25 protein-coding genes are annotated in these 25,579 nt (G+C 64.5%); 4 read left to right on the plus strand and 21 right to left on the minus strand.

What is annotated here, in order from left to right:
• Window positions 1–65: 65 nt before the first annotated feature.
• The gene (locus GA645_RS21675) at window positions 66–902 is read left to right on the plus strand and encodes a M23 family metallopeptidase (RefSeq protein ID WP_152225306.1); all 837 of its coding nucleotides are present in this window, start codon (window positions 66–68) and stop codon (window positions 900–902) included.
• 4 nt (window positions 903–906) lie between these two features.
• Here the strand turns inward: GA645_RS21675 and GA645_RS21680 are convergent, their stop codons facing one another.
• The 5 genes from GA645_RS21680 to GA645_RS21700 form a co-directional block, all read right to left on the minus strand.
• Entirely contained in the window at window positions 907–1,329 is a 423-nt protein-coding gene (locus tag GA645_RS21680) for a DUF6491 family protein (protein WP_152225308.1), read from the minus strand.
• Window positions 1,330–1,432: 103 nt separating this feature from the next.
• Window positions 1,433–1,921, minus strand: coding sequence for a copper chaperone PCu(A)C (locus tag GA645_RS21685; RefSeq protein ID WP_152225310.1), 489 nt, complete (start codon window positions 1,919–1,921; stop codon window positions 1,433–1,435).
• 142 nt (window positions 1,922–2,063) lie between these two features.
• Complete coding sequence (locus GA645_RS21690) at window positions 2,064–3,434, minus strand: PepSY domain-containing protein (RefSeq protein ID WP_152225312.1); 1,371 nt, start codon at window positions 3,432–3,434, stop codon at window positions 2,064–2,066.
• Between the two features lie 51 nt (window positions 3,435–3,485).
• The gene (locus GA645_RS21695; RefSeq protein WP_152225314.1) at window positions 3,486–5,579 is read right to left on the minus strand and encodes a TonB-dependent copper receptor; all 2,094 of its coding nucleotides are present in this window, start codon (window positions 5,577–5,579) and stop codon (window positions 3,486–3,488) included.
• 106 nt (window positions 5,580–5,685) lie between these two features.
• Window positions 5,686–6,177 carry a DUF2946 domain-containing protein gene (locus GA645_RS21700; RefSeq protein WP_256675987.1) on the minus strand — a complete coding sequence of 164 codons (492 nt, stop codon included), beginning with the start codon at window positions 6,175–6,177 and terminating at the stop codon, window positions 5,686–5,688.
• Between the two features lie 399 nt (window positions 6,178–6,576).
• On the opposite strand from GA645_RS21700, the gene leuA reads away from it, so the two are divergent.
• Together leuA and GA645_RS21710 are read left to right on the plus strand one after the other, a co-directional pair.
• Window positions 6,577–8,247 carry a 2-isopropylmalate synthase gene (gene leuA / locus GA645_RS21705; protein WP_152225318.1) on the plus strand — a complete coding sequence of 557 codons (1,671 nt, stop codon included), beginning with the start codon at window positions 6,577–6,579 and terminating at the stop codon, window positions 8,245–8,247.
• A 73-nt stretch (window positions 8,248–8,320) separates the two neighbouring features.
• The gene (locus GA645_RS21710) at window positions 8,321–8,788 is read left to right on the plus strand and encodes a hypothetical protein (protein WP_152225320.1); all 468 of its coding nucleotides are present in this window, start codon (window positions 8,321–8,323) and stop codon (window positions 8,786–8,788) included.
• 56 nt (window positions 8,789–8,844) lie between these two features.
• On the opposite strand, the gene GA645_RS21715 is transcribed toward GA645_RS21710, so the two are convergent.
• Together GA645_RS21715 and dapA are read right to left on the minus strand one after the other, a co-directional pair.
• Entirely contained in the window at window positions 8,845–9,177 is a 333-nt protein-coding gene (locus GA645_RS21715; RefSeq protein ID WP_152225322.1) for a DUF5629 family protein, read from the minus strand.
• Between the two features lie 64 nt (window positions 9,178–9,241).
• A complete protein-coding gene (gene dapA, locus GA645_RS21720) occupies window positions 9,242–10,108 on the minus strand; it encodes a 4-hydroxy-tetrahydrodipicolinate synthase (protein WP_152225324.1) in 867 nt (288 codons plus the stop codon).
• 365 nt (window positions 10,109–10,473) lie between these two features.
• Here dapA and GA645_RS21725 point away from each other — a divergent pair, with 365 nt between their 5' ends.
• Window positions 10,474–11,427: an aldo/keto reductase gene (locus GA645_RS21725; RefSeq protein ID WP_152225326.1), complete on the plus strand. Its 954-nt coding sequence runs from the start codon at window positions 10,474–10,476 to the stop codon at window positions 11,425–11,427.
• A gap of 228 nt (window positions 11,428–11,655) precedes the next feature.
• On the opposite strand, the gene GA645_RS21730 is transcribed toward GA645_RS21725, so the two are convergent.
• The 14 genes from GA645_RS21730 to hscA all read right to left on the minus strand — a co-directional run bounded on the left by GA645_RS21730 (window position 11,656) and on the right by hscA (window position 25,567).
• Window positions 11,656–12,450, minus strand: a complete 795-nt coding sequence (locus tag GA645_RS21730) for an amidohydrolase (RefSeq protein WP_152225329.1) — start codon at window positions 12,448–12,450, stop codon at window positions 11,656–11,658.
• The gene (locus tag GA645_RS21735; RefSeq protein ID WP_152225330.1) at window positions 12,438–13,586 is read right to left on the minus strand and encodes a pyridoxal phosphate-dependent aminotransferase; all 1,149 of its coding nucleotides are present in this window, start codon (window positions 13,584–13,586) and stop codon (window positions 12,438–12,440) included. Before GA645_RS21735 ends, GA645_RS21730 begins: the two co-directional genes overlap by 13 nt.
• 80 nt (window positions 13,587–13,666) lie before the next feature.
• Window positions 13,667–15,154: a ribosome biogenesis GTPase Der gene (der, locus tag GA645_RS21740; protein WP_152225332.1), complete on the minus strand. Its 1,488-nt coding sequence runs from the start codon at window positions 15,152–15,154 to the stop codon at window positions 13,667–13,669.
• An 85-nt stretch (window positions 15,155–15,239) separates the two neighbouring features.
• Entirely contained in the window at window positions 15,240–16,382 is a 1,143-nt protein-coding gene (gene bamB / locus GA645_RS21745; protein WP_152225334.1) for an outer membrane protein assembly factor BamB, read from the minus strand.
• 1 nt (window position 16,383) lies between these two features.
• The gene (locus GA645_RS21750) at window positions 16,384–17,028 is read right to left on the minus strand and encodes a YfgM family protein (RefSeq protein ID WP_152225336.1); all 645 of its coding nucleotides are present in this window, start codon (window positions 17,026–17,028) and stop codon (window positions 16,384–16,386) included.
• 23 nt (window positions 17,029–17,051) lie between these two features.
• Window positions 17,052–18,341 carry a histidine--tRNA ligase gene (gene hisS, locus GA645_RS21755; RefSeq protein WP_152225338.1) on the minus strand — a complete coding sequence of 430 codons (1,290 nt, stop codon included), beginning with the start codon at window positions 18,339–18,341 and terminating at the stop codon, window positions 17,052–17,054.
• An 18-nt stretch (window positions 18,342–18,359) separates the two neighbouring features.
• Entirely contained in the window at window positions 18,360–19,472 is a 1,113-nt protein-coding gene (gene ispG / locus GA645_RS21760; RefSeq protein WP_152225340.1) for a flavodoxin-dependent (E)-4-hydroxy-3-methylbut-2-enyl-diphosphate synthase, read from the minus strand.
• A gap of 2 nt (window positions 19,473–19,474) precedes the next feature.
• On the minus strand, window positions 19,475–20,515 hold the full coding sequence (locus tag GA645_RS21765; RefSeq protein ID WP_178119588.1) for a RodZ family helix-turn-helix domain-containing protein: 1,041 nt from the start codon (window positions 20,513–20,515) through the stop codon (window positions 19,475–19,477).
• A complete protein-coding gene (gene pilW / locus GA645_RS21770; protein WP_152225342.1) occupies window positions 20,512–21,270 on the minus strand; it encodes a type IV pilus biogenesis/stability protein PilW in 759 nt (252 codons plus the stop codon). The genes GA645_RS21765 and pilW overlap by 4 nt, the downstream gene beginning before the upstream one ends.
• Before the next feature lie 16 nt (window positions 21,271–21,286).
• Entirely contained in the window at window positions 21,287–22,438 is a 1,152-nt protein-coding gene (gene rlmN, locus GA645_RS21775) for a 23S rRNA (adenine(2503)-C(2))-methyltransferase RlmN (protein WP_152225344.1), read from the minus strand.
• A 27-nt stretch (window positions 22,439–22,465) separates the two neighbouring features.
• Window positions 22,466–22,897, minus strand: a complete 432-nt coding sequence (gene ndk / locus GA645_RS21780; RefSeq protein ID WP_152225347.1) for a nucleoside-diphosphate kinase — start codon at window positions 22,895–22,897, stop codon at window positions 22,466–22,468.
• Window positions 22,898–23,147: 250 nt separating this feature from the next.
• The gene (iscX, locus tag GA645_RS21785) at window positions 23,148–23,348 is read right to left on the minus strand and encodes a Fe-S cluster assembly protein IscX (protein WP_152225349.1); all 201 of its coding nucleotides are present in this window, start codon (window positions 23,346–23,348) and stop codon (window positions 23,148–23,150) included.
• A gap of 14 nt (window positions 23,349–23,362) precedes the next feature.
• Window positions 23,363–23,701 carry an ISC system 2Fe-2S type ferredoxin gene (gene fdx, locus GA645_RS21790; RefSeq protein ID WP_152225351.1) on the minus strand — a complete coding sequence of 113 codons (339 nt, stop codon included), beginning with the start codon at window positions 23,699–23,701 and terminating at the stop codon, window positions 23,363–23,365.
• A 6-nt stretch (window positions 23,702–23,707) separates the two neighbouring features.
• On the minus strand, window positions 23,708–25,567 hold the full coding sequence (gene hscA / locus GA645_RS21795; RefSeq protein WP_152225352.1) for a Fe-S protein assembly chaperone HscA: 1,860 nt from the start codon (window positions 25,565–25,567) through the stop codon (window positions 23,708–23,710).
• Window positions 25,568–25,579 lie beyond the last annotated feature (12 nt).

Raw genomic sequence — 25,579 nt, forward strand, 5'->3', positions numbered from 1 at the left:
CCGATCCCGCCATCGGCCCGTGTAGACTGCCCGCTTCATCCGCTGTCGCCTCACGGAAAGCCTGCATGATCCGCGCATTCTGCCTGCTGTTCGCCACCCTCCTCGTCCTGCCCGCCCACGCCGAAGGCTTCATCAGCCGCACCCTGAACAAGCCGGTGCCCGGTGGCGTTGCCGTGGTGCAACTGGGCCAGGATGCCGCAGTACCCACCGCCACCTACCAGGGCAAACAGGTATTGGTGGTGCGCGAGGAAGGCCGCGACTGGATCGCCATCGTCGGTATCCCGCTGACCGCCAGGGCCGGCAGCCAGCAGATCGTCGTGAAGCAGGCCGGCGCCAGCCGCAACCTCGGCTTCGACGTCGACAGCAAGCACTATAAAGAGCAGCACATCACCCTGAAGAACACCCGCCAGGTGAACCCGCTGCCCGAGGACCTCAAGCGCATCAATCGCGAACTGGCCGAGCAGACCGCCGCCTACCGCAGCTTCAGCGCCGGCACGCCGAGCAACCTGCTGCTGGACAAACCGGTCAACGGCCCGCTCTCCAGCCCCTTCGGCCTGCGCCGCTTCTTCAATGGCGAGGAGCGCAACCCGCACTCCGGCCTGGACTTCGCCGTGCCCGCCGGCACCCCGATCAAGTCTCCAGCCGCCGGCAAGGTGATCCTGATCGGCAACTACTTCTTCAACGGCAACACCGTGTTCGTCGACCACGGCCAGGGCTTCATCAGCATGTTCTGCCACATGTCGAAGATCGACGTGAAAGTCGGCGATCAGGTCCCGCGCGGCGGCGTGGTCGGTCGCGTCGGCGCCACCGGCCGCGCCACCGGGCCGCACATGCACTGGAACGTCAGCCTGAACGATGCCCGAGTCGATCCGGCGATCTTCATCGGCGCGTTCAAACCCTGACGGATCAATAGCCGCCCTCGTGCTGCGGTTTCTTCGGCACCCGCTCCAGTTCGTAGAGCTGGCCGATCAGGCAGGGCTCGGCGATGCCCGCGGAATTGACCGAGATGATGCGGTCGAGCGTCGTGACCGAGCCCACCGTATTGCTGATATTCAGCCGATTGCTGAACGCCAGGTTGTTACACGGCGCGGAAAAGGCCACCAGGTAACGCCGCCCCGGCGATTGACCAAGGACGATGTGGCCCTTGTCGAGGTATTGCCAGCCAGCGGTATCCCACACCGGGATCGACTTCACCGCATCGCCCTGGCGCAAGCCCAGCTTGGCCAAATGCTCGTCCAGCGGCAGCTGGTCGTCGAGCAGACTGGACTGGCTGCAGGCGCTCAGCAGTGAAATAGCCGCCAGCAGGATGGCACCCTGTACGCTACGCATACCGCACCTCCCGGCCACCGGTGGTGGTCGTTGGCCGGATCACCTGGGATCCGGCCCCATTTTCCCACCAGGCGGCAGCGGCGGCGCGCAGCCGGCCAGGCGGTCAGTCCATCTTCATGCCGTGCATGTCGTGGCCCATGTCGGTGCCTTTCGGTGCTTCTTTCTGCACAGCAACCTCGACCTTCACGTCGCCGGCCTTCTGGAAGTGCAGGGTCAGCGGGAAGCGCTCGCCATCGGCCAGCGGTTTCTTCAGGCCGAACAGCATCAGGTGGTATTGGCCGGGCGCGAAGACGATCTTGCCGCCGGCGGGGATGTCTACGGCCTCGACCTTCTGCATCTTCATCATGCCGTCCTTCTCCACGTGCTGGTGGATTTCCGCGCTGGCGGCGCGCTCGGTATCGGCGCCGAGCAGGCGGTCGGCGTCCTTGCCGTGGTTTTCCACGATGAAGTAGGCCGCGCCATTCACCGAGTTGGCCGGCAGCAGCAGCGACCAGGGATGGTCGATGTGCAGGTTGCCAGCCTCGTATTCGTGGGCCATGGCGGCGCCGGAGAAGCCCAGCAGGACAGCGAAAGCGAGCAGGGTTTTACGCATGTTCAAGACTCCATTTGGCTTGTGATCAGGTCCGCCATCACGGCGGAAAAACATCGGGCCGCGGACGACGTGATCGCGCCGCAGCATAGCCCGCCTCGCGGCAGGCGTCAGGGTGAAAACGTGTTCCACCCTCAACACTTCTTCAACCCAGCGCCGGGATGCGCGGCTTGATGCGCGACAGCACGGCCCAGTCCAGCGCCCACACCAGCACCAGCGACACGCCCACCAGCGGGAAGGCGACGCCGAGGATGAGCATGACCGCCACTCCGCCCTTCCACACCGGCAGCGCGTGGGGCATCGGCGGTACGCCGAGACGCCCCTGCGGGCGTCGCTTCCACCAGATCCACAGGCCACTGACGGCACTGAGCAGGATCATCAGGCAGACAGCGAGCATGAGCAGCTGGTTGAACACCCCGAACATCTTGCCTTCATGCAGCATCACGCCGGATTCGACGCCCTTGGCCACCAGCCCGTAGTCCTTCCAGCGTACGTCGGCGAGGACCTTGCCGGTGTACTGGTCGATGTGCAGCGTGGCGTCGTTGCGCGAGTCGTCGGCGAACACCGAGACGGTGAACACGCCTTCCGTGCCTTTGGGCAGCGCTATGGCGTAGCCCGGCGTCACGCCGGCCCGGTCGGCGGTATCGACCACCTGCTGCAGGCTGATCTGCGGCATCGCCATGCCGCCGGAGCCGTGGGCCATGTGCTCGGCGTGGGCGCCACCGGACATCGGCATCGGGGTGTTTTCCATCGCCCAGGGGATGGTCTGGCGGTGCGCCTCGTTGAGCGTGCGCGCCTCCAGGTCCGACTTGGGCACCTCGTTCCACATGGCCACCGGGAAGCGGTTCCACACGTCGGCGAAGGACTTGCCCCAGAAGCCGGTCCAGGTCATGCCGGTGAGCAGCATGAACAGCATCAGCAGCGAACCCCAGAAGCCGACCACCATGTGCAGGTCGCGCCACAGCGCACGGCCACGGCGCGTCAGGTCCGGCCAGAGCAGCACGCGCAGCGAACGCTTGCGCGGCCACCACAGGTACAGGCCGGACACCACCAGCACGACGCCCCAGCCGGCGGCCAGCTCGATCAGCCGGTCACCGATCGTGCCGATCATCAATTCGCCGTGCAGCGCGCGGGCCATCGCCTGCAGGTTGGACTTGGCGTCCTGCAGGCCGAGCAGCTTGCCGCTGTAGGGATTGACGAAGGCGCTCACTTCGCGCCCATCAAGCTGGGCAACGAACTGGGCGCTGCGGTCGGCGGCAGGCGCCGGCAGGTACTGGCTGACCTGCAGCTGCGGGTTCTGGCGATGCAGGTGCATCAGTTGCTCATCGGCGGACAACCGCACCTCGCCCGGCTGCACCTGCAGCAGGTCGCGGTACATCAGCGGATCGAGCTGCGGCTTGAACAGGTAGATGATCCCGGTGATCGACAGCAGGATCATGAAGGGGGCAACGAACAGCCCGGCGTAGAAGTGCCAGCGCCAGGCCAGGTTGTAGAAATCGAATGTCTTCTTCTGCATTCGTAGTCTCCTCACGCAAGGAGGCCCCCGACCAGCGGGGGCCGGTCGGGCTTAGAAGGCGAAGTCCACTTTGCTCCAGAGCGTGCGCCCCGGTTCGTGGATCGATTCGGGATTGTCCGCCGGATAGCCGAAGCCGGCGTTGCCCGCCAGGTTCAGGTGCTCGGCGTAGTCCTTGTCGAACAGGTTGTCGACGCCGGCACTGACCTTGAAGTGCTGGCTCAGCTTGTACGCGCCGTTGAGCGAGAACACCGCGAAACCCGGGCTTTTGTCGAAGTCGTAGCCGACCACGTTGCCCTGCCCTTCAGCGACCCGCCCCTGGCGTGCCACCACCCGCCAGAGGCCACCGGCGCTCCAGACATCCTGTTCATAGGTCAGGCCGAAGCGCGCCTCCAGCGGCGGCATCTGCGGCAGCGCGCGGTCGTCGGTGGTGTTCTTGCCCCAGGCGTAGGCCAGGGTCGCGTCGGTCTTCCAGTTAGCGGTCAGCGCGTAGGCCGCGCCCAGCTCTCCCCCCATGATCCTCGCGTCGACATTCCGCGCCTGGGACGTCTTGCCCATCATGCCGTCGCTGTACTCGAACAGGATGTAGTCCTGGATCACCCCGACGTAACCAGACGCCCAGGCCTTGAGCTTTTCGTCCTCGTACTGGGCGCCGAAGTCCAGTTGGGTGGTCTTCTCAGGCTCGATGCTGTCGAAGGCGTTGACCGAGCCGGCCGGTCCCTTGTCCGGGGAGAACAGCTCCCAGTAATCGGGGAAGCGCTGTACATGGCCGAGGCCGGCGTACAGGGTGGTCGGCATGTCGGCAAGATCGTGTTCGTAGCGCACGAAGCCGCTGGGCAGGGTGTCGGCGCGGGTGTCGTCGGCGGTGGGGTTGGGATGGGTCATGTGTCCCGAACCCGTGGTCTGCCGATAGTCCTTGGCCGAGGCACGGTCCAGGCGCGCGCCACTGATGACGCGGTCGCCTTCGGCGGCGTACCAGGTCAGTTCGCCGAAGGCGCCGTAGTTGTGGAAAACCGCGTCCTTGTTCCATGGCTGGTCATCGTAGGTATTGATGCCCATGCCGCTACGTTCGCGGTGCTCGTTGGTCTGCGCATCGACACCGGAGATGAGCTTGAAGTCGTCCCAGCGCCAGGTGGCGGCCAGGCGTCCACCCAGGGTGCGGCGGTCGACGTTGGACGCCATCGGGCCGGCCATCATGCCGGTGCCCGAAGGCGTGCGCAGGCTGTAGTTGTCCATCACATGGTCGGCGTAGTTGTAGTAGACCTGCGCCTCCAGCTTATCGAGCACCTCGCCAAGGTTGGACTTCTCGAAGCGCAGGCCCAGGCTCTCGCGCTTGAACTGCGAACCGTCCATGCCACGCCCGGCATAACGCGCCTCGCCGTCGCCCTTGCCGGCGGTGAGCTCGACGACGGTATCGGCGTCCGGGGTCCAGCCCACGGCCACGTCGCCGCTCCACTTGTTCCAGCGCGAAGGCACGGTTTCACCGGCACCGTCTTCGTAGTCATCGGACTGCGACTTGTTGCCGGTGAAACGCAGGTAGCCCTCGGGCCCACCGGCAGCGGCGTCCAGTACACGGTCGAAGCGTCCATTGGAACCAGCCACCAGGCTACCGTTGATCCGCGAGCCCAGCTCGCCGAAGCGTTCCGGCTCGCGGTCGAAGCGGATGGTTCCGGCCGAGGCGCCGGGCCCCCAGATCACAGTCTCGGGCCCCTTCACCACGGTGAGCCTGTCGTAGGTCTCCGGCGAAATATAGGAAGTGGGCGCGTCCATCCGTGCCGGGCAGGCGCCGAGCATGGTGGTGCCGTTGGTGAGGATGTTCAGGCGCGAGCCGAACATGCCGCGCAGCACCGGGTCGCCGTTGGTGCCGCCGTTACGGATGGCGGAGAAGCCGGGGATGGTCTTGAGGTAGTCGGCGCCGTCGCTGGCGGGGATCGGCTGGCGCGGCTGTTTGGGGTCGGTGACGATGGTGAGCGGCGAGCTCTGCGCTACGGCGATGATGACGCTCGGCTCCAGCTCCACTGCGTGGGCGGCGTGGTCATCTTCCTCGGCCAGGGCCGGGACAGCAGTGAAACCGCCAAGGGCGGTCAGCGCACACAGGGCGCGCAAGCCGACAGCACGGGGCCGACGGCGCATGGGCATGCGGGACATTCCATTTTTCCATGATCGGTGATTACGCCCGTTCCATGCGGACACGCACGGCGCACAGGCGAAAGCGGTCATCCGCGCCTGCGGTCGATGGATTCGGGATAGGGGATCAGCCGATCAGGGCCGGTGGAGCGCGAGAGCGGGCGCCGGGGAAGACCGGCGAGGCGGGAATGGCGGACGTGGTGGACTGGGCGACTGGCGTGCTGGTGGTTGGCAGTGCGTGGTCGAGCAGGACCGGCGGCGGGGTCAGCGGCGGGCTATGGATCAGCAGGCTGCAGTAGCCGCACCTCTCCATGAAGGCGTCAGCGGTGAGGGACTTCTCGCCATGGGAGGCCGGTGCCGCGTGCGGCCCCTCGGCGCGATGACCGTCGACACAGGCCATCTCGTCCATGCCGGCCATGTCGTGCGCCGACAGGGTCTGGCCGTGCTGCATCCCGTCGTGGTGCGCCGCGGACGTCCCATGCTGCATCGGCATGGGATGATCCATGGGCATAGGGTGATCCATCGGCAGCGACTGGGATACCAGCGGGCCGACATAGATCATCAGCATGGCGAACAGCGCCAGCCAGGTTCCTATGCCTTGTCGGGTGCGACGGGTCACGAAATGTCCTTGCGGAAGGAAGCCCCGCCTTGAGCGGGTGCGCAATGATCGCATGGAGTTCCGCAGCTCCGCTGCGGCACGTGGACGCAGAATCAGTTAAGCACAGTGGAGGTGCTCTTATAAAAATTGCTGAGATATATATTTTTCAGCAATTATTTTTCGATAAAATGCAACAGGAAGGCTTTTCTACCAATTTTTCACGAATGCTTGCCATAGCCTTCTCAGGCCATTAGGTTGGCACTCATGAAAACCGCACACACCCTCATCCTGCTTCGCCAACACGCCTGCCTGCGCCTGGTCAGCCCGCGACTGCGTGGCTGAACCCCCCTCCCCGGTTTCGTCCCTTTTCATCTTTTTTTCGCGCAGGCCCGCTGGCCAGAAAGAACAAGGATTCCGCTCATGAGCATGTTGAAAGATCCGTCGAAGAAATACCGTCCGTTCACCCAGATCACCCTGCCCGACCGCACCTGGCCGGACAAGATCATCGACAAGGCGCCGATCTGGCTGTCCACTGACCTGCGCGACGGCAACCAGTCGCTGATCGAACCGATGGACGCCGAGAAGAAGATGCGCTTCTTCAAGTGCCTGGTTCAGGTCGGCCTGAAGGAAATCGAAGTGGGCTTCCCGTCCGCCTCGCAGACCGACTTCGACTTCGTTCGCGAGCTGATCGAGGGCGGCCATATTCCCGATGACGTCACCATCCAGGTGCTGACCCAGGCCCGCGACGATCTCATCGAGCGCACCTTCGAGTCCCTGAAGGGCGCGAAGAAGGCCATCGTCCACTACTACAACGCCTGCGCGCCGAGCTTCCGCAAGATCGTCTTCAACCAGGACAAGGCCGGCGTTAAAGCCATCGCCGTGGCCGCCGGCCAGACCATCAAGCGCCTGGCCGCCGCCGCACCGGAAACCCAGTGGGGCTTCGAGTATTCGCCGGAAGTGTTCAGTTCCACCGAGACCGACTTCGCCGTCGAGGTGTGCAACGCAGTGATCGACGTGTTCCAGCCGACCCCGGCCAACCGCCTGATCCTGAACCTGCCCGCCACCGTCGAGTGCGCCACCCCGAACAACTACGCCGACCAGATCGAGTGGTTCGGCCGCCAGATCAACAAGCGCGACAGCGTGCTGCTCAGCCTGCACACCCACAACGACCGTGGCACCGGCGTCGCCGCTTCGGAACTGGCCCTGATGGCCGGCGCCGACCGCGTCGAAGGCTGCCTGTTCGGCAACGGCGAGCGCACCGGCAACCTGTGCCTGGTGACCATGGCGCTGAACATGTACACCCAGGGCATCGACCCCGAGCTGGACTTCTCCGACATCGATGCCGTGCGCAAGGTGGTGGAAGAGTGCAACCAGATTCCGGTGCACCCGCGTCACCCGTACGTCGGCGACCTGGTTCACACCGCCTTCTCCGGCTCCCACCAGGACGCCATCCGCAAGGGCTTCGCCCAGCAGAAGGACGACGCCGTGTGGGAAGTGCCGTACCTGCCGATCGACCCGGCGGACATCGGCCGCAGCTACGAAGCCGTCATCCGCGTGAACAGCCAGTCCGGCAAGGGCGGCATCACCTTCCTGCTGGAGCAGGAATACGGCATCAGCCTGCCGCGCCGCATGCAGATCGAGTTCAGCCAGGTGGTGCAGAACGAGACCGATCGCCTGGGCCTGGAGATGACCGCCGAGCAGATCTACAACCTGTTGCAGAACGAGTACCTGCAGGCCGTTTCCCCGTTCGGCCTGAAGAGCTACCGCCTGCAGGAAGAGAACGGTATCTGCGCCATCGACATCGATGTCACCCACAAGGGCGAACAGCACCGCTGGCACGGCAAGGGCAAGGGCACCTTGGAAGCCCTGGTCGCCGCGCTGCCGGTGGACGTCGAGATCATGGACTACAACGAGCACGCCATTGGCGCCGGCACCAACGCCCGCGCAGCCGCCTATATCGAACTGCGCGTCGAGGGTGGTCGTTCGCTGCACGGCATCGGCATCGATGAAAACATCACCACCGCGAGCTTCCGTGCGCTGTTCAGCGCCCTGAACCGCGCCGTGACGCTGGGCCACGCGAAAGCCGCGTAAGCCCGGTAGCACCGCTGTCCCCTTTGCCCCGGACGCCTTGTGCGTCCGGGGCTGTTTTCGAAGGAACGAAAACATGAACGCCCCCAAGGACAACCCCTTCAAGACGCCCCACGCCTCCCTGCTGGACAACCCGCCGGGAAAGCCGCTCTACCGCCTTGCCGCCGTCGGCATCGCCACCTTCTTCGGCACCCCAATCGCCGGCGCCTGGGTCATCGTCCACAACCTGCGACACCTGGGTCGGGATGATCAGGTCCGCAATGCCTGGCTGATGGGCTTCGGACTGTTCGTCGCCCTGTCGCTGATCGGCTGGTTGCTGCCCGACAACGTCTCCGCCGCCCCCACGACCATCGCCGCCGTGCTGGGCATGTACCAATACGCCAGGCATGGCACCGGCGATGCACTGGAGCAACACGCGTCCAGGGGCGGCACCTTCCTGTCGAACTGGCGCGCCTTCGGTATCAGTCTGCTTTGCCTGCTAGCCATCGTGGTCGTGGCGTTCATCGTCTCGTTCATCATCGTGCTGGGCCAGCGCTTCGCATAGGCCATCGCGGCTTTCAGCACCCGAAAACACCGAAGGCCCCTCGGGGCCTTCTCGTCTTACTCGTCGTCGCCGCTGGCGCTCACTGCGCCCAGGCAACACAGGCGATGCTCGTGGCCACCTGCGTGCAGCAGCCAGGTTTCATCCCCGGCCTGATAGCGCGCTTCCATCACCTCGTTGTAGGTGAAGGCCCACTGACGGCGGTCACGGCCATCGATGGACTCGATCAGCAACACCACCTCTTCGCTGGCGAAGGGCTGGTCCGCATGGGCGGCGGCATCCGCCTGGTCCAGCAATGACTCGTTCAGCTCGAACTGCCAGGCATGCAGGCCGTCGATCAACAGCATGTCGGCGGTTTCCAACTGGTCCAGCAGATAGGGAGTCGTGGTCATGGCGGGCACTCGGCAATGGGCAGGCCGTCATGATAGAGCAAAACCCATTGCCGGCCCTCCCCTCCTAGTCGGCCAGCGCCGCCAGCACGCCGCGCAGCCGCTCGATCGTGGCCGGCGCACAGGCCTGCATCGGCTCACGCAGCTCGCCACCGATCAGTCCCTGCAGCGCCAGCGCCGCCTTGACCGCCGCGGGGTTCGGCTCGGCGAAGGCGGCCTGAATCCATGGCAGCAAGCGGTAGAAGGTCCCCCGCGCACCGGCCAGATCCCCCGACTCGACCTGTTGCTGCATGCGCACATAGAGATCGGCGCGCACATGGGCGGAGGCGGAAATCGCCCCGGCGCCGCCCAGGCACAGGTTGTTGAATATCTGCAGGTCCTCGCCCGTCAGCACCTCGACCTCGCCGTCGGCGATCAATGCCAGGGTGGTTTCCAGGTCGCCGCCGCAATCCTTGATCGCAGCGATGCGCGGGTGGCGCACGATGCGCCGCAGGGTTTCGCGCTCGATGCGCACGCCGGTACGGTAGGGAATGTCGTAAAGCACCACCGGCACCGTGGCGGCATCGGCCACGGTCCGGAAGAATGCCTCCAGGCCCGCCTGCGACGGTCGGATGTAGTACGGCGCCGGCACCAGCAGACCAGCCAGCGGGCGACGCTGGATCTCCTGCTGGAAGGCCAGCAGCTCGCGCAGGTTGTTGCCCGCCAGGCCCATGATCACCTGATGCGCCGGCACCCACTGCAACACGGCGTCGAGAACGGCAAGTTGCTCATCATGGCTCAACGCCGCCGCCTCACCGGTGGTGCCACAGACCACGAAGCCGGCGACGCCGTCTTCCAGCAGTCGGGCGACCAGGGTGTGCAGCGCGGCGAAGTCGACTTCCCCGGCACGGAAGGGAGTGGCCAGGGCCACCCAGATACCTCGAAACGTAGACATGCAAAAAACTCCTTGTGGCTGACCGTCTGGTCGCCGTCAGGGAGGGATGCGGGAATCAAGCGGGGAGAATTCTAGACCTTGCGCCTTGTGTCCTGTCAGCCCATCTGACGGGACAGCACGCCCCGGTCAAATGAGCGACTGTTTCTTCGATTTCTTGGCAACGACGACGCAGGCGCAAGCCTGGGCAGGGAAGCCCGGGAGAAGCAGCGCGGAGTCGAGGTTGGCAAGCATGGGAAATTCGGTATGGGAAATCAGGTAGTCGATAGTGCTTAAGCTCCCATATGCCTGTCAACCGCGTCCCATGTCTTTCGCGTCTCAGGGTCTATGCTGGTTCAACCAACGTGCAGCCGGGGGAGACCTGACAGATGAAGCGTCGCGAACTGGGCCAGTCCGGACTGGTAATTCCACCCCTGGTGTTCGGTGGCAACGTGTTCGGCTGGTCGGCGGACGAAGCCACCTCCTTCCGCCTGCTGGATGCGGTGGTCGACGCCGGGATCAACTGCATCGACACGGCCGACCTGTACTCGCGCTGGGTGCCCGGACACGTCGGCGGCGAGTCGGAAACCCTGATCGGCAAGTGGCTGAAGAAGACCGGCAAGCGCAACCAGGTGCAGATCGCCACCAAGGTCGGCATGGATATGGGCAACGGCCACAAGGGGCTGTCGGCGGTGTACATCGAGCAGGCCCTGGAGCGCTCGCTCAGGCGCCTGCAGACCGACTACATCGACCTCTACCAGGCCCACTGCGACGACCCGCACACCTCCATGGAAGAAACCATGGGCGCCTTCGCGGAGGCGGTGGAGAACGGCAAGGTGCGGGTGATCGGCGCGTCCAACCTCGACGCCCGACGCCTGCGCGAAGCCCGCGAGCTTTGCGACCGCCTGAAACTATCGAACTACCAGAGCCTTCAGCCCAACTACAACCTCTACGACCGCGCCAACTACGAGACCAATCTGGAGCCCACGGTGCATCAACTGGGGCTCGGGGTGATCAGCTTCTATTCCCTGGCCGCGGGTTTTCTCACCGGGAAGTACCGCAGCGAGGCGGACCTTAACAAGAGCAGCGTGCGCGGCTACAAGGTGAAGAACTTCATGAACGAGCGCGGCTTCGCCATCATCGATGCGCTGGAGGAAGTGGCCGGCGATCTCCAGGCCACGCCAACCCAGGTCGCCCTGGCCTGGCTGATGGCCCGCCCGAGCATCACCGCACCGATTGCCAGCGCGTCGAAGCTGGAGCAACTGCCGGACCTGATTGCGGCGGTGGAGCTGAAGCTCAGTGACGAGGCGATACAGCGGTTGAACACTGCCAGCGCGTACTGAGGAACTCTCAGGAAAACTTCGAACGTAGGATGGTGTGGAGCGCAGCGATACCCATCAATTCTGGCACCGACAGCATGGGTATCGCTCCGCTCCACCCATCCTACCGTGGAGCTGCGCCGCATAATCGCTTTCGGGGCGAATACATCGCGGACGGAGTCCGCTCCTACGAAAACATCATGCGGCGTAGGAGCGGACTCCGTCCGCGATTGATTTCAGCGAGGCACGATTTCAAAGACGGATATCGAACTCATCCGCATCCAGATAGGCCGGGAAGCGCTCGCGATAAGCGGCCAGTTCCGCCGCGCTCAGGGCGACATGGAACACGCCGTCGGCGCTCCCTGCCGCCAACAGGTTGTCACCCTGGAAGTCCAGCACCTGGCTGTCGCCGGAATAGGCGTGGCCCTTGCCGTCTTCACCCACACGGTTGACCGCCGCGACATAGCAGAGGTTTTCAATGGCCCGCGCCGGCAGCAAACGGTTCCAATGCTGGCGGCGCGCGGCCGGCCAGTTGGCGGTGTAGAGCAGCAGGTCGGTGTCCTGGGCATCACGGCTCCACACCGGGAAGCGCAGGTCGTAGCAGACCAGCGGACGAATCCGCCAACCCTTCCATTCCAGCAACACCTGCTGCTCGCCCGGCGTGTAGTGCTTGTGCTCGCCGGCCATGCGGAACAGGTGGCGCTTGTCGTAATGCCGCACCTCGCCGTCCGGGCGAACCCAGAGCAGGCGATTGCGGTAGCTGCCATCGGCGGCACGGATGATCACACTGCCGCAGACCACGGCATCGAGCTTGGCAGCCTGCCCACGCAGCCAGGCGTAAGTCTCGCCCTCCTCCGCCTCGGCCAGCGCCTCGGAGTCCATGGAGAAGCCGGTGGTGAACATCTCCGGCAGGATCACCACGTCCGCGCCGCGGGCACTCTCCAGCAGCGCGTCGAAGCGTTCGCAGTTGGCCTTGGCGTCGTGCCAGACCAGGGTGGTCTGCACCAGGGCCAGCTTCAGATCCGGCACCGGGCTCATATCGCGCATAGTCTTTCCGCCGCCTGGCGCAGCGTCTCCTCTTTCTTGGCGAAGCAGAAGCGCACCAGGCGCATGTCCGCCGGGGGTTGCTGGTAGAACACCGAGACGGGGATGGCGGCCACGCCGTGCTCGCGGGTCAGCCACTCGGACATGGCGACGTCGTCCAGGTCCGGACGGATCGTCGAGTAATCAACTACCTGGAAGTAGGTGCCAGCGGCGCGCTGGAAGTGGAAGCGCGAGCTCTCCAGCAGGTCGCAGAACAGGTCGCGCTTGGCCTGGTAGAAGCCCGGCAGCTCGTGCAGGTGCTCGGGGTGCGCGGCCATGTAGTCGGCCAGCGCCCACTGCAACGGGGTCACGCCGCAGAAGTTCACGTACTGGTGGATCTTGCGCATCTCCGCCGACAGCGTCGGCGGCGCCACTACGTAGCCGGTCTTCCAGCCGGTAACGTGGTAAGTCTTGCCGAAGGAGCTGATCACGAAGGCGCGAGGATAAAGCTCGTCGTGGGCGAGCACGCTGGCGTGCTGCACACCGTCGTAGATCAGATGCTCGTAGACCTCGTCGCTGATCACATAGATCTCGCGGTCACGGATCAGCGCCGCCAGGCGGTCCAGGTCGGCGCGGTCAATCAGCGATCCACTGGGGTTGTGCGGGCTGTTGAGGAAGATCAGGCGGGTGCGCGGGGTGATGGCGTCGGCCATGCGTTGCCAGTCGATACGGAAGTCCGGCAGGCTCAGTGGCACATGCACGCAGCGGCCGCCGGCGAGCTCCACCGAGGGTTCGTAGCTGTCGTAGCAGGGATCGAGGACGATGGCCTCGTCGCCGGGACGAATCAGCGCCTGCACGGCACAGAAGATTCCTTCGGTAGCACCGGGGACGATCGTCACCTCGGTATCGGCGCTGACGTTACGACCATAGAGGCCGGCGACCTTGGCCGCGACCTGTTCGCGCAGGGCCGGCAGGCCGGTCATCGGGCTGTACTGGTTATGCCCGGCCATCACGTGGCGGGCGACGGCTTCGAGCAATGGCGCGGGGCTGTCGAAGTCGGGGAAACCCTGGGAGAAATTCAGTGCACCGCATTCGGCGGCGAGCTGGGACATGCGGGTGAAGATGGTGGTGCCGACGTTCGGCAGTTTGCTGGTGAGCATGGCGTGACTACAGGCTGCGGGCGATGAGAGGGAGGCCCTACTCTATCGCCTACAGCCGTACGCCTGAAGCCCGACAGGCGTTATTTACGCTTGTCTTTCTTCTTCTTCTCGGCCTTCTTGTGGTGCGACATCAGCCGGCGCTTCTTGTTGACCTGGCGTTCGGTGAGCTGGGTCTTCTTGCCCTCGAACGGGTTGTCGCCGCCCTTGTACTCAATGCGGATCGGCGTACCGACCAGCTTGAGCACCCGGCGGTAGGTCTTCTCCAGGTAGCGCGTGTAGGCCTTGGGCACCGCGTCCACCTGGTTGCCGTGGATCACGATCAGCGGCGGGTTGGCGCCACCCAGGTGCGCATAGCGCAGCTTGATGCGGCGGCCGTTGACCATCGGCGGCTGGTGGACCTGGATGGCGTCCTCCAGGATCTGCGTGAGCTTGCTGGTGGGCCAGCGGGTCACGGCGGAACGGAACGAGTCCTGCACCGACTTGTACAGGTGGCCAACGCCGGTGCCGTGCAACGCGGAGATGAAGTGGATGTCGGCGAAGTCGGCGAACATCAGCCGGCGCTCGAGCTCGGTCTTCACGTACTCGCGCTCGGCCGATTCCATGCCATCCCACTTGTTCAGCGCGATGACCAGCGCGCGGCCGGTCTCCAGCACGAAGCCGAGCAGGTTGAGGTCGTGTTCGACCACGCCTTCGCGGGCGTCCATGACGAAGATGACCACGTTGGCGTCCTGGATCGCCTGCAGGGTCTTCACCACGGAGAACTTTTCCACCGCCTCGAAGATCTTGCCGCGGCGGCGCACGCCGGCGGTATCGATCAGGGTGTACTTCTCATCGTTGCGCTCGAAGGGGATGTAGATGCTGTCGCGGGTCGTACCGGCCTGGTCGTACACGATCACCCGCTCTTCACCGAGCATGCGGTTGACCAGGGTGGACTTGCCGACGTTGGGGCGACCGATGATGGCGATCTTGATGCCATCCTTCTCGCTCGGGCCGGGAATGCGCTTGGCTTCCTCGCCCTCGGCGACTTCTTCCAGCTCGCCCGGCAGCTCGTTGTCTTCCGGCGCCTCAGGCTCCGGAGCGAACATCTCGCCCAAGGCTTCCTGCAGCATCTGGGTGATGCCGCGGCCGTGGGCGGCCGCGATCGGGATCGCATGCCCCAGGGCCAGCGGGCTGAATTCGGCGCGGGCGATGTCCGGATCGACGGTGTCGACCTTGTTGGCCACCAGGAAGCTGCGCTTGTTCTTCTTGCGCAGGTGCTCGGCAATCATCTCGTCGGCGGCGGTGAGGCCGGCGCGGGAGTCGACCATGAACAGGACGGCATCGGCCTCTTCGATGGCCTGCAGCGACTGCTCGGCCATCTTGGCATCGATACCCTCTTCGTCACCGGAGATACCACCGGTATCGATGACGATGAATTTCTTGCCCTGCCACTTGGCCTCGCCGTACTGGCGGTCGCGGGTCAGACCTGCGTACTCGGCGACGATGGCGTCACGGGTGCGGGTCAGGCGGTTGAACAGGGTGGACTTGCCGACGTTCGGACGGCCCACCAGGGCTATTACGGGAACCATGCGGCTCTCCAGGAAATTTCAGATTTTCAGAAAACACGACGGCCGCTGCCGTTTTTCACGGCAGCGGCCGGCAGTAACACTCAGCTTAGCGGAGCGTGTAGGCGACCAGCTTGCCGCTGTTGCCGAACACGTACATCCAGTTGCCGACCACCAGCGGGCGAACCCGTACACCGTCGCCGTCGACCTTCTGGCGACCAACGAAACGACCGTCCACCTGGCTCAGCAGGTGCACGTAACCTTCCAGGTCACCCACGACCACGTTGCTCGAGAACACTGCCGGAGCGGACAGCTGGCGACGGGCCAGGGCGTCGTTGCTCCACAGCGAGGACGAGCCGCGCGAATCCAGGCTTTCCACGGTGCCGGTGGCTTCGCTGATGAACACGCTGCCGGTACCCTCGGCAACGCCGACGTAGCTGGAAGCCTCACGCTGCCAGATCACACGACCGGTGTTCACATCCAGCGCCGCAGCGCGGCCCTGGTAGCTGGCGACATAGAGAACGCCATCCACCAGCAGCAAACCGCCGTCGATATCAACCACGCGGTCCAGTTCGGAACGACCCTGCGGGATAGCAACGCGCTGTTCCCACACCGGCAGGCCACGCTGGACATCTACCGCGACTACCTTGCCGCTGGCCAGACCGGCCAGTGCCAGACGGCCCTCGATCAGCGGCGCGCCGGTACCACGCAGGGTCAGCACCGGTACGGTGCCTTCGTAGAGCCAGCGCTGGTTGCCGGTGGAAGCATCGAAGGCGACCAGTTTGTCGTCCTGGGTCTGCACCACCACCACGTCACCGTTGGTGGCTGGAGCGGCCAGCACTTCGCTGGAAACCTTGGCGCGCCATTTCTGTTCGCCGCTGCCGGCGTCCAGAGCGATCACGTCGCCACGCATGGTGCCCAGCAGGACCAGCCCGTTACCCACACCAACGGCGCCGGAAACCGGCAGGTCCAGATCCTTTTTCCACAGCACGTCACCGCTTTCGCGCTGGATCGCCATGACCCGGCCTTCTGCGGATGCGGCGTAGATGGTCTGGCCGTCGACAGCGGGTTCGAGCAGGTTGTAGAGATCGCCCTGGCCGTCACCGACCGAACGGCTCCACTGCTTCTCCAGACGGACCTCTTCCTTGAAATCGGTGAGCTCCGCCGGCGGCAGTTCTTTCTTGCTGTTGCTGCTGCAGCCAACGGCCAACAAGGTAAGCGCGAGCAGCGCGGCGTGTTTCCAGCGCAGCATGTCAGGCGTCTCCCTTGGCCAGGTCGTCGAGTTTCATCTGCAAGGCGCCGACGGCGGCGTCTTCCGGCAGAGCGGCCTTGGCCTTCTCGTAGGCGCTACGCGCCTCGTCCGCACGCTTGAGCTGGACCAGCAGGTCGCCGCGCAGTTCTTCGCGGGTGGCGACGTAAGCCTTGTCGGCGTTGCCGTCGAGCAGCTTCAGGCCTTCCTCGGCCTTGCCCTGGGCGCTCATCACGCGAGCCAGGCGCTGACGCGCCAGTTCGCCGAGGGTGGCGTCCACCGGCTTGTCGATGATGGCCTTGAGTTCCAGAACGGCGTCATCCAGCTTGCCGCTGTCCACCGCAACCTTGGCCACGAACAGGCGACCGTACTGAGAGTACGGAGTGCCGGCGTATTGGCTGGTCAGCTTGTTGGCCAGCTCGGCGACCTTGGCGGTATCCGGCTTGCCGGCGGGGTTCAGGGCAGTTTCCAGCAGGGCCTGGTAGATCACCGAGGCACCCTGGGCCTGATTGTTCTGGTACTTCTTCCAGGCCTGCCAGCCGAATACCACCACCAGCGCCAGAGCGGCACCGGTCAGCAGGGGCATGCCGTTGCGCTGCCACCAGTCCTTGATGTCAGCGATCTGTTCTTCTTCGGTACGGTTACTCACCCCAATACTCCTATCCGCTCGATTCAGGCCTGCTTGAGGCGGGCTGCCAGGTGCTCGGGCAGAGCGTCCCAGGCGATGTTCTGTTGTTCGCCCTCGCCACGCAGGGGCTTGAAACCTACCACGCGGTTGGCCAGTTCGTCGTCACCCAGAATCATTGCGAACTGTGCACCGCTCTTGTCGGCCTTCTTGAACTGGCTCTTGAAGCTGCCACCGCCGGCATTGACCAGCAGGCGCAGGCCCGGAATGGCCTCACGCAACTTTTCGGCCAGGGTCAGCGCAGCCAGCTCAGCCGGCTCGCCGAAGGCGCAGACGTAGAGGTCGGCCGGGCGGTTCAGCTCAGCGGGCACCACGCCCAAGGTTTCCAGCAGCAGCACCAGGCGCTCCACGCCCATGGCGAAACCCACGCCCGGCGTCGGCTTGCCGCCGAACTGGCTGACCAGGCCGTCGTAGCGGCCCCCGCCGCAGACAGTGCCCTGGGCGCCGAGCCTGTCGGTGACCCATTCGAAAGCCGTGCGGCAGTAGTAGTCCAGGCCGCGTACCAGCTTCTGGTTGATCTCGTAACGCAGGCCGATCGCGTCCAGGCGGGCCTTCAGGCCCTCGAAGTGGGCGATCGACTCATCGTCCAGGTAGTCGTGCAGGCTCGGCGCGCCGACCAGCAGGGCCTGGGTGCTCTCGACCTTGCTGTCGAGGATGCGCAGCGGGTTGGTGGTCATGCGGCGCTGGCTGTCTTCGTCCAACTGCTCGAAGCGTTCCTGCAGGTAGGCCACCAGGTCATCGCGATAGCGCGCACGGGCTTCGCTGGAGCCCAGGGTGTTCAGCTGCAGGGTCACGGCGTCGGCCATGCCCAGCTTCTGCCACAGGCGCCAAGTGAGGATGATCAGCTCGGCGTCGATGTCCGGGCCGGGCAGGTTGAAGACTTCCACTCCGATCTGGTGGAACTGGCGATAGCGGCCTTTCTGCGGCTTCTCGTAGCGGAACATCGGGCCGGTGTACCACAGTTTCTGTACCTGGCCGCCGCCCGACAGGCCATGCTCCAGCACAGCGCGCACGCAGCCCGCAGTGCCTTCCGGACGCATGGTCAGGGATTCGCCGTTACGATCGAGGAAGGTGTACATCTCCTTGTCGACCACGTCGGTGCCTTCACCGATGCCGCGGGCGAAGAGCTCGGTGAACTCGAGGATCGGCAGGCGGATCTCGCTGTAGCCGTAGCTATCCAGCAGGCCGGCGAAGGTGCGTTCAAGATAGCGCCAGGCCGGGGTCTGCTCCGGCAGGATGTCGTTCATGCCACGGATGGCTTGCAGGGACTTGCTCACGTAGGATCCTTGTTGCGGTCAGCCGCGCACGATCAGTGCGGCGTCGGCCTCGGCCTTCTCGGCCGCTTTTGCGCGGATCAGCCGTTCCAGCTCATCCACCAGGTTTTCGTTCTGCAGCTTCTGCGCCGGCTTGCCGTCGATGTAGATCAGGTTGCTCGGCGTGCCACCGGTGAGGCCGATGTGGGCCTCCTTGGCTTCGCCGGGGCCGTTGACCACGCAACCGATCACGGCGACGTCCAGCGGCACCAGCAGGTCCTCCAGGCGGCCTTCCAGCTCGTTCATGGTCTTCACCACATCGAAGTTCTGCCGCGAGCAGCTCGGGCAGGCGATGAAGTTGATGCCACGGGAGCGCAGGCGCAGTGACTTGAGGATGTCGAAGCCTACCTTGATCTCTTCCACCGGATCGGCGGCCAGGGAGATACGGATGGTGTCGCCGATGCCTTCGGCGAGCAGCATGCCCAGGCCGACGGCCGACTTCACGGTGCCCGAGCGCAGGCCACCGGCTTCGGTGATACCCAGGTGCAGGGGTTGTTCGATTTCCTTGGCCAGCAGGCGGTAGGCGGCCACCGCCATGAACACGTCGGAGGCCTTCACGCTGACCTTGAAGTTCTGGAAGTCCAGGCGGTCGAGATGGTCGACGTGGCGCATGGCCGACTCCAGCAAGGCTTCCGGGGTCGGCTCGCCGTACTTCTTCTGCAGGTCCTTTTCCAGGGAACCGGCGTTGACGCCGATGCGGATCGGGATGTTGCGCTCGCGAGCGGCATCCACCACGGCCTTCACCCGATCCTCGCGACCGATGTTACCGGGGTTGATGCGCAGGCAGTCGACGCCCAGTTCGGCTACGCGCAGGGCGATCTTGTAGTCGAAGTGAATATCGGCGACCAGCGGAACCTTGACCTGCTGCTTGATCTTGCCGAACGCCTCGGCGGCGTCCATGTCCGGCACGGAGACGCGCACGATGTCGGCGCCGGCCTCTTCCAGACGGCGGATCTGGCCAACGGTGGCGGCCACATCCAGGGTATCGGTGTTGGTCATGCTCTGCACGGCGATGGGGGCATCCCCACCCACCGGCACGTTACCCACCCAGATCTTGCGGGACGGGCGACGTTTGATCGGAGACTCGCAATGCATCGTTACTGTCCACCCAACGTCAGGCGCGCGGTACCGCCGCGCGCCGGTGTCACTTCGACCGGCTGGCCGTTGTAGCTGACCTGTGCACCACGGGCGAAGCCCAGGCGCAGCTGAACCGGTGCCTTGGCCGCCATTTCCAGGCTGTCACCCTTGCGCTTCAGTGCGCCGAACAGGACCTTGCCATCGGCATCGGTAACCTGGGTCCAGCAGTCTTCGATGAACTGGATCTTGACCACGCCCTGGCCCGCCGCGGCGACCACTGGAGCAGCCGGCGCGGCCTCGACCGGAACAGCCGGTGCAGCGGGAGCGACGGGGGCAGCGGCCAGCAGAGCAGCGGCGGGTTGTACGGGAGTTGCCGGTGCCTGGACCGGAGCGGGCACGGCAGCAGCAGGCGCCCCCGGAACAACCGGAGAGGCAGGGGTGGCTGCAACTGGCGGAGTACCTTCAGCCGGAGCATCCACCGTGGCGTTATCGCCGGCTGGCTCGGCAGGCACCGCAGAGGGATTGGCCTGGTCTTCGGCAACCGCCTGGTCTTCCGGCTCGTCGAGCGTATGGATCTCGGTGGTGCCGTCGGCGCTCTCCACCTCGACATGTTCCATACTCAGGTTGCCGCTCTCGGTGGTGCGGGCAGTGCGCTCCTGCCACCAGAAGTAGCCGAAGCCGATCAGCAGGGCGAGCAGCACCAGGCTGAACAGGCGCAGCAGATTGCGCGACAGGCGTACCGGCTCGACCACGCGGCCGAGGCTGTGCACGTTGCTGCCGGTAGCATCGGTGCCGGTGTACTGGTCGAAAGCCAGGACCATCTGCCCCTGGTCCATGCCCAGCAGCTTGGCGTAGGCGCGGACGTAGCCACGGGCGAAGGTGTGCCCGGGCAGCTGATCGAACGAGCCCTGCTCCAGCTGGCGCAGGGAATGCTCGGTCAGGTTCAGCTGGCCCGCGACCTGTGAAACGCTCCAGCCTTTGTTCTCGCGCGCCTGGCGCAGCGTGTCGCCAGGATTGGCGCGGGTCGTGCCGATGACATCGGACTGCGACGTGCTCATCATTTATCCGCCTGGTATGCCTGGTATTCAGGAGAAGCGGGATACAGACGCTTGAGTTGCAGCCCGTAGCTGGCAGCGGTATCCCGGTCGTCGTAGATCTTCGCCAGTCGGATTCCCAGCAGCAGGCTGCGCGCGGTCTGCGGTCCCTGCTTGAGGTATTCCTGGTAGTAGGCTCGCGCCGGAACGTACTGACGATCCTGGTAATTGAGTTCGGCCATTTCGATCAGCGCGCTGGGCTGATTGCGATTGAGGCGAATGGCCTTCTCGAAATATTCCTTGGCCTGATCGCGCTGCTTGAGCTCCAGGCTGACCAGCCCGAGATTTTCGAAGATGCGCGAGCGCTCGGGATAGAGACCATCCTCGGAGGCCTTGATGTAGACGTCGTAGGCTTCCTTGTAGCGCTTCTGCTCGAACAGGAAGCCGCCGTAGTTGTTCAGGATGCGGGCATCACCGGAACGAGCGGACAGCGCCTTGCGGTACTCGGTCTCCGCCAGTTGGGGTTCCATCTCGGTCTGGTAGACCGCCGCGAGCGCAGCATGGGCGTCGGCGCTGGACGAATCCAGTTCCAACGCCTTGCGCAGCGGAACCTTGGCCTGTTCGGCGTTGCCCGCGCGCAGATAACCGAGACCGAGCTGGACAAACGCGTCGCGCGCATCTTCCCGGCCCTTCTCGGTTTTCAGAGGATCCTGCTTACCAGACGTCACGCAACCCGTCAGCACGGTTGCCAACAGCAAGAAGAGCGCGGCGCGCAAGGTCATTGGAATCCTCCCAAAGTCAGTTCTGGTTGGCGGCGTTCGACGCCTGCTCGTTTTCCGTCGCCAGTTGGCGAACGGCGATATAGCGTTCACTGCGGCGGGTGCGGTCCATCACCTGGCCCACCAGCTGACCACAGGCGGCATCGATGTCGTCACCACGGGTGGTGCGCACCGTCACGTTGAAGCCGCCTTTGTGCAGCATGTCCTGGAAACGGCGGATGGCGTTGTTGCTCGGCCGCTCGTAGCCGGAGTGCGGGAACGGATTAAACGGAATCAGGTTGATCTTGCAAGGGAAATCCTTGAGCAGCGCGATCAGTTGCTCGGCATGCTCGGGCTGGTCGTTGACGTTGGCCAGCAGGGTGTACTCGATGGTCAGCACGCGCTCCTTGCCCAGGCGCGTGATGTAGCGATAGCAAGCGTCGAGCAGCATATCCAGCGGGTACTTCTTGTTGATCGGTACCAGCTTGTTGCGCAGTTCGTCGTTCGGCGCGTGAAGCGACAGGGCCAGGGACACGTCGGTGACCTCGGCAAGCTTGTCGATCATCGGCACCACGCCAGAGGTGGACAGTGTCACCTTGCGCTTGGAAATGCCGTAGCCGAGGTCTTCCATCATGATGCTCATGGCGCTCACGACGTTGTCGAAGTTCAGCAGCGGCTCGCCCATGCCCATCATCACCACGTTGGTGATGGCACGGTCGATCTTGCCCGGGACGGTCCCGAACGATTGGTTGGCGATCCACACCTGGCCGATGATCTCGGCGGAGGTCAGGTCGCTGTTGAAGCCTTGCTTGCCGGTGGAGCAGAAGCTGCAGTCCAGCGCGCAACCGGCCTGGGACGACACGCACAGGGTGCCGCGGCCGCCTTGCGGGATGTACACGGTCTCGACGCAACTGCCCGAGGCCACACGCACGACCCACTTGCGGGTACCGTCAGAGGAAATGTCCTGGCTGACGATCTCCGGAGGACGAATTTCGGCAACGGCCTTGAGCTTTTCGCGCAAGGCCTTGCCGACGTTCGTCATGGCGTCGAAATCGACGGCGCCAAAGTGGTGAATCCATTGCATCACCTGGCCGGCGCGGAAGCGCTTTTCACCGATGGACTCGAAGAATTCCTCGAGCTGGGGCTTGGTCATACCCAGCAGGTTGGCCTTTACAGCGGTATCAGCAGTCATGGATTCACCCTCGCTCATTCGCCTGGATCAGCGAATGCGCTCGCACACCTCGGTGCTGGAGAAGAAGTAAGCGATTTCGCGAGCAGCGGAAGCTTCCGAGTCGGAACCGTGTACGGCGTTCTCATCGATGGAAACAGCGAAGTCGGCGCGGATGGTGCCAGCGTCGGCTTTCTTCGGGTCGGTGGCGCCCATCAACTCACGGTTGCGCAGGATGGCGTCTTCGCCTTCCAGAACCTGCAGGACGACCGGGCCGGAAGTCATGAAGGCAACCAGATCCTTGAAGAAGCCGCGCTCTTTGTGCTCGGCGTAGAAACCGCCAGCTTCGCGCTCGGACAGCTGAACCATCTTCGAAGCGACAACGCGCAGGCCGGCTTTTTCGAAGCGGGTCAGGATTTCGCCGATGACGTTCTTGGCAACAGCGTCGGGCTTGATGATGGAGAAGGTACGTTGCAGGGCCATGGAAATAACTCCGGAAAGCAAGGTTGGTAAAGCCAAGAAGCCCCTGGCGCGGGCCAGGAGCTCCTGTGATTCAAGGGTTTGCCGCTGGCGACGCCCGGCGGGCGACAGCGCGGGACCGCCTCCGACGGTGCGGGGACGGTAGCTGAAGAAACTCCCTTGGGAATTTTTTCAGGGCACACCTATAGATAAAACCCGCGAATTATACGCGGGTTCATGACAAATGGGTACGCGGCAAGCGTGCCGCGCGCCCTCAGTCGAGCTCCTCGATCCAGGCGGCCTGGATAGCCTCCAGGACCTTTTCACCGCCCCGGGAAGGATCGTCGCTGAACTCCGGCAATGCCAGCACCCAGCCGTGCAGATCGACGAAGTTCACGTAGCGGGGATCGACGTCCGGCTTGGATTCGGCAAGCTGGATGGCGATTTCGAGCACATCAACCCATTTCAGACTCATCGCTGGCGCTCCGCTCAGTGGCCTTCGGAAACCTGGTTGATGGTGTACTTCGGAATCTCGACCACCAGATCCTCGTCACCCACCACCGCCTGGCAGGACAAACGCGAATCCGGCTCCAGACCCCAGGCCTTGTCCAGCATGTCGTCTTCCAGCTCGTCGGAAGCCTCCATGGAGTTGAAGCCTTCACGCACGATCACGTGACAGGTGGTGCAGGCACAGGACATCTCGCAGGCGTGCTCGATCTCGATGCCGTTGCGCAGCGCCGCCTTCATGATGGTTTCGCCCGGCTGGGCCTCGATCACCGCACCTTCCGGGCAATGTTCGGCGTTCGGCAGAAATACGATCTGCGGCATCTTGGCTTATTCCTCGATTTCGTTGAGCCGGCGACCGGCCAGTGCGGCCTTGACGGTGGCGTCCATACGGCGCGCGGCAAAGGCGTCGGTCACTTGGGACAGGCGCTTGATCTGTTGTTCGATGGCAGCGGTCTCGCTGCCGGCCGCCAGTTCGCGCAGGCTTTCCATGTTGGCGTCGATGGCCAGGCGCTCTTCGGCATCCAGCAGCCGCTCACCGTCGACATCCAGCGCGGATTGCACGGCTTCCAGCAGCCGCTGGGCCTCGACCTGCTGCTCACGCAATGCACGGGCAGCCATGTCGTCGCCGGCATACTGGAAGGAATCCTGAAGCATGCGGGCGATCTCGCCATCAGTCAGGCCATAGGACGGCTTGACCTGGATACTGGCCTCGACACCCGAAGACAGCTCGCGGGCGGACACGCCCAGCAGGCCATCGGCGTCGACCTGGAAGCTGACGCGGATCTTCGCCGCACCAGCCACCATCGGCGGAATGCCGCGCAGCTCGAAGCGCGCCAGGGACCGGCAGTCCTTGACCAGCTCACGCTCGCCTTGCAGCACATGGATCATCATGGCCGTCTGGCCATCCTTGTAGGTGGTGAACTCCTGGGCACGCGCCACCGGGATGGTGGTATTGCGCGGAATCACCTTCTCCATCAGCCCACCCATGGTTTCCAGGCCGAGCGACAGAGGAATCACGTCCAGCAGCAGCAGCTCTTCGCCGCGCTTGTTGCCAGCCAGGGCATCGGCCTGGATGGCGGCACCGATGGCGACCACCTGATCCGGGTCGATATCGGTCAGCGGCTCGCGACCGAACAACTCACCCACCAGCTCGCGAACGCGCGGCACGCGGGTAGAACCGCCGACCATGACCACCGCACTGACTTCCTCCAGCTCTACACCGGAGTCACGCACGGCACGGCGGCAAGCCTTGAGGCTGCGCTGGATCAGCGGATCGATCAGCGACTCCAGGCGCTCTCGACTCAGCTCACCGCTCCAGCCTTCGTAAGCGACCGGAACGCTGGCACTGTCGGTCAACGCCTCCTTGGCCGCGCAGGCGGTCTGCAGCAGACGGCGCTGGGCACCCGGATCGAGGTCAGCCGAAACACCGGCCTGCTCGATGATCCAGCCGGCGATGACATGGTCGAAGTCGTCGCCACCCAGGGCACTGTCGCCGCCAGTGGCCAGCACCTCGAAGACACCACGAGTCAGCCGCAGGATGGAAATATCGAAGGTGCCGCCACCCAGGTCATAGATGGCGACCACGCCCTCGGCATTCTTGTCCAGGCCGTAGGCCACGGCGGCCGCGGTCGGCTCGTTGAGCAGACGCAACACATGCAGACCAGCCAGACGTGCGGCGTCCTTGGTGGCCTGACGCTGGGCATCGTCGAAATAGGCAGGCACGGTGATCACCGCGCCAACCAACTCGCCACCCAGGGTGGATTCGGCGCGCTGACGCAGGGTACGCAGGATCTCCGCCGAGACTTCCACCGGGCTCTTGGCGCCCTGGACGGTCTCGATGAAGGGCATGTGCGATTCGCCCTGGACAAAGCGGTACGGGAGCTGGCCACCCAGCTGCTTCACATCTTCCAGGCCGCGCCCCATCAGGCGCTTGACCGAGATAATGGAGTTCAAGGGGTCCAGGGATGCGCCAACACGCACGCTCTCCCCCACCTCGATGCGATCGGCGAGATAACGCACCGCCGACGGCAGGATGACTTCACCGTGCTCATCGGGCAGCGGCGCGGCTACACCGCTACGCACGGCGGCGACCAGGGAATTGGTGGTGCCCAGGTCGATCCCCACGGCCAGGCGACGCTGGTGTGGCTGGGGGCTTTGTCCGGGCTCGGCGATCTGCAGTAGGGCCATGCGGTTTCTAAT

The organism is Pseudomonas sp. SCB32, from assembly GCF_009189165.1.
Taxonomy (GTDB): domain Bacteria; phylum Pseudomonadota; class Gammaproteobacteria; order Pseudomonadales; family Pseudomonadaceae; genus Pseudomonas.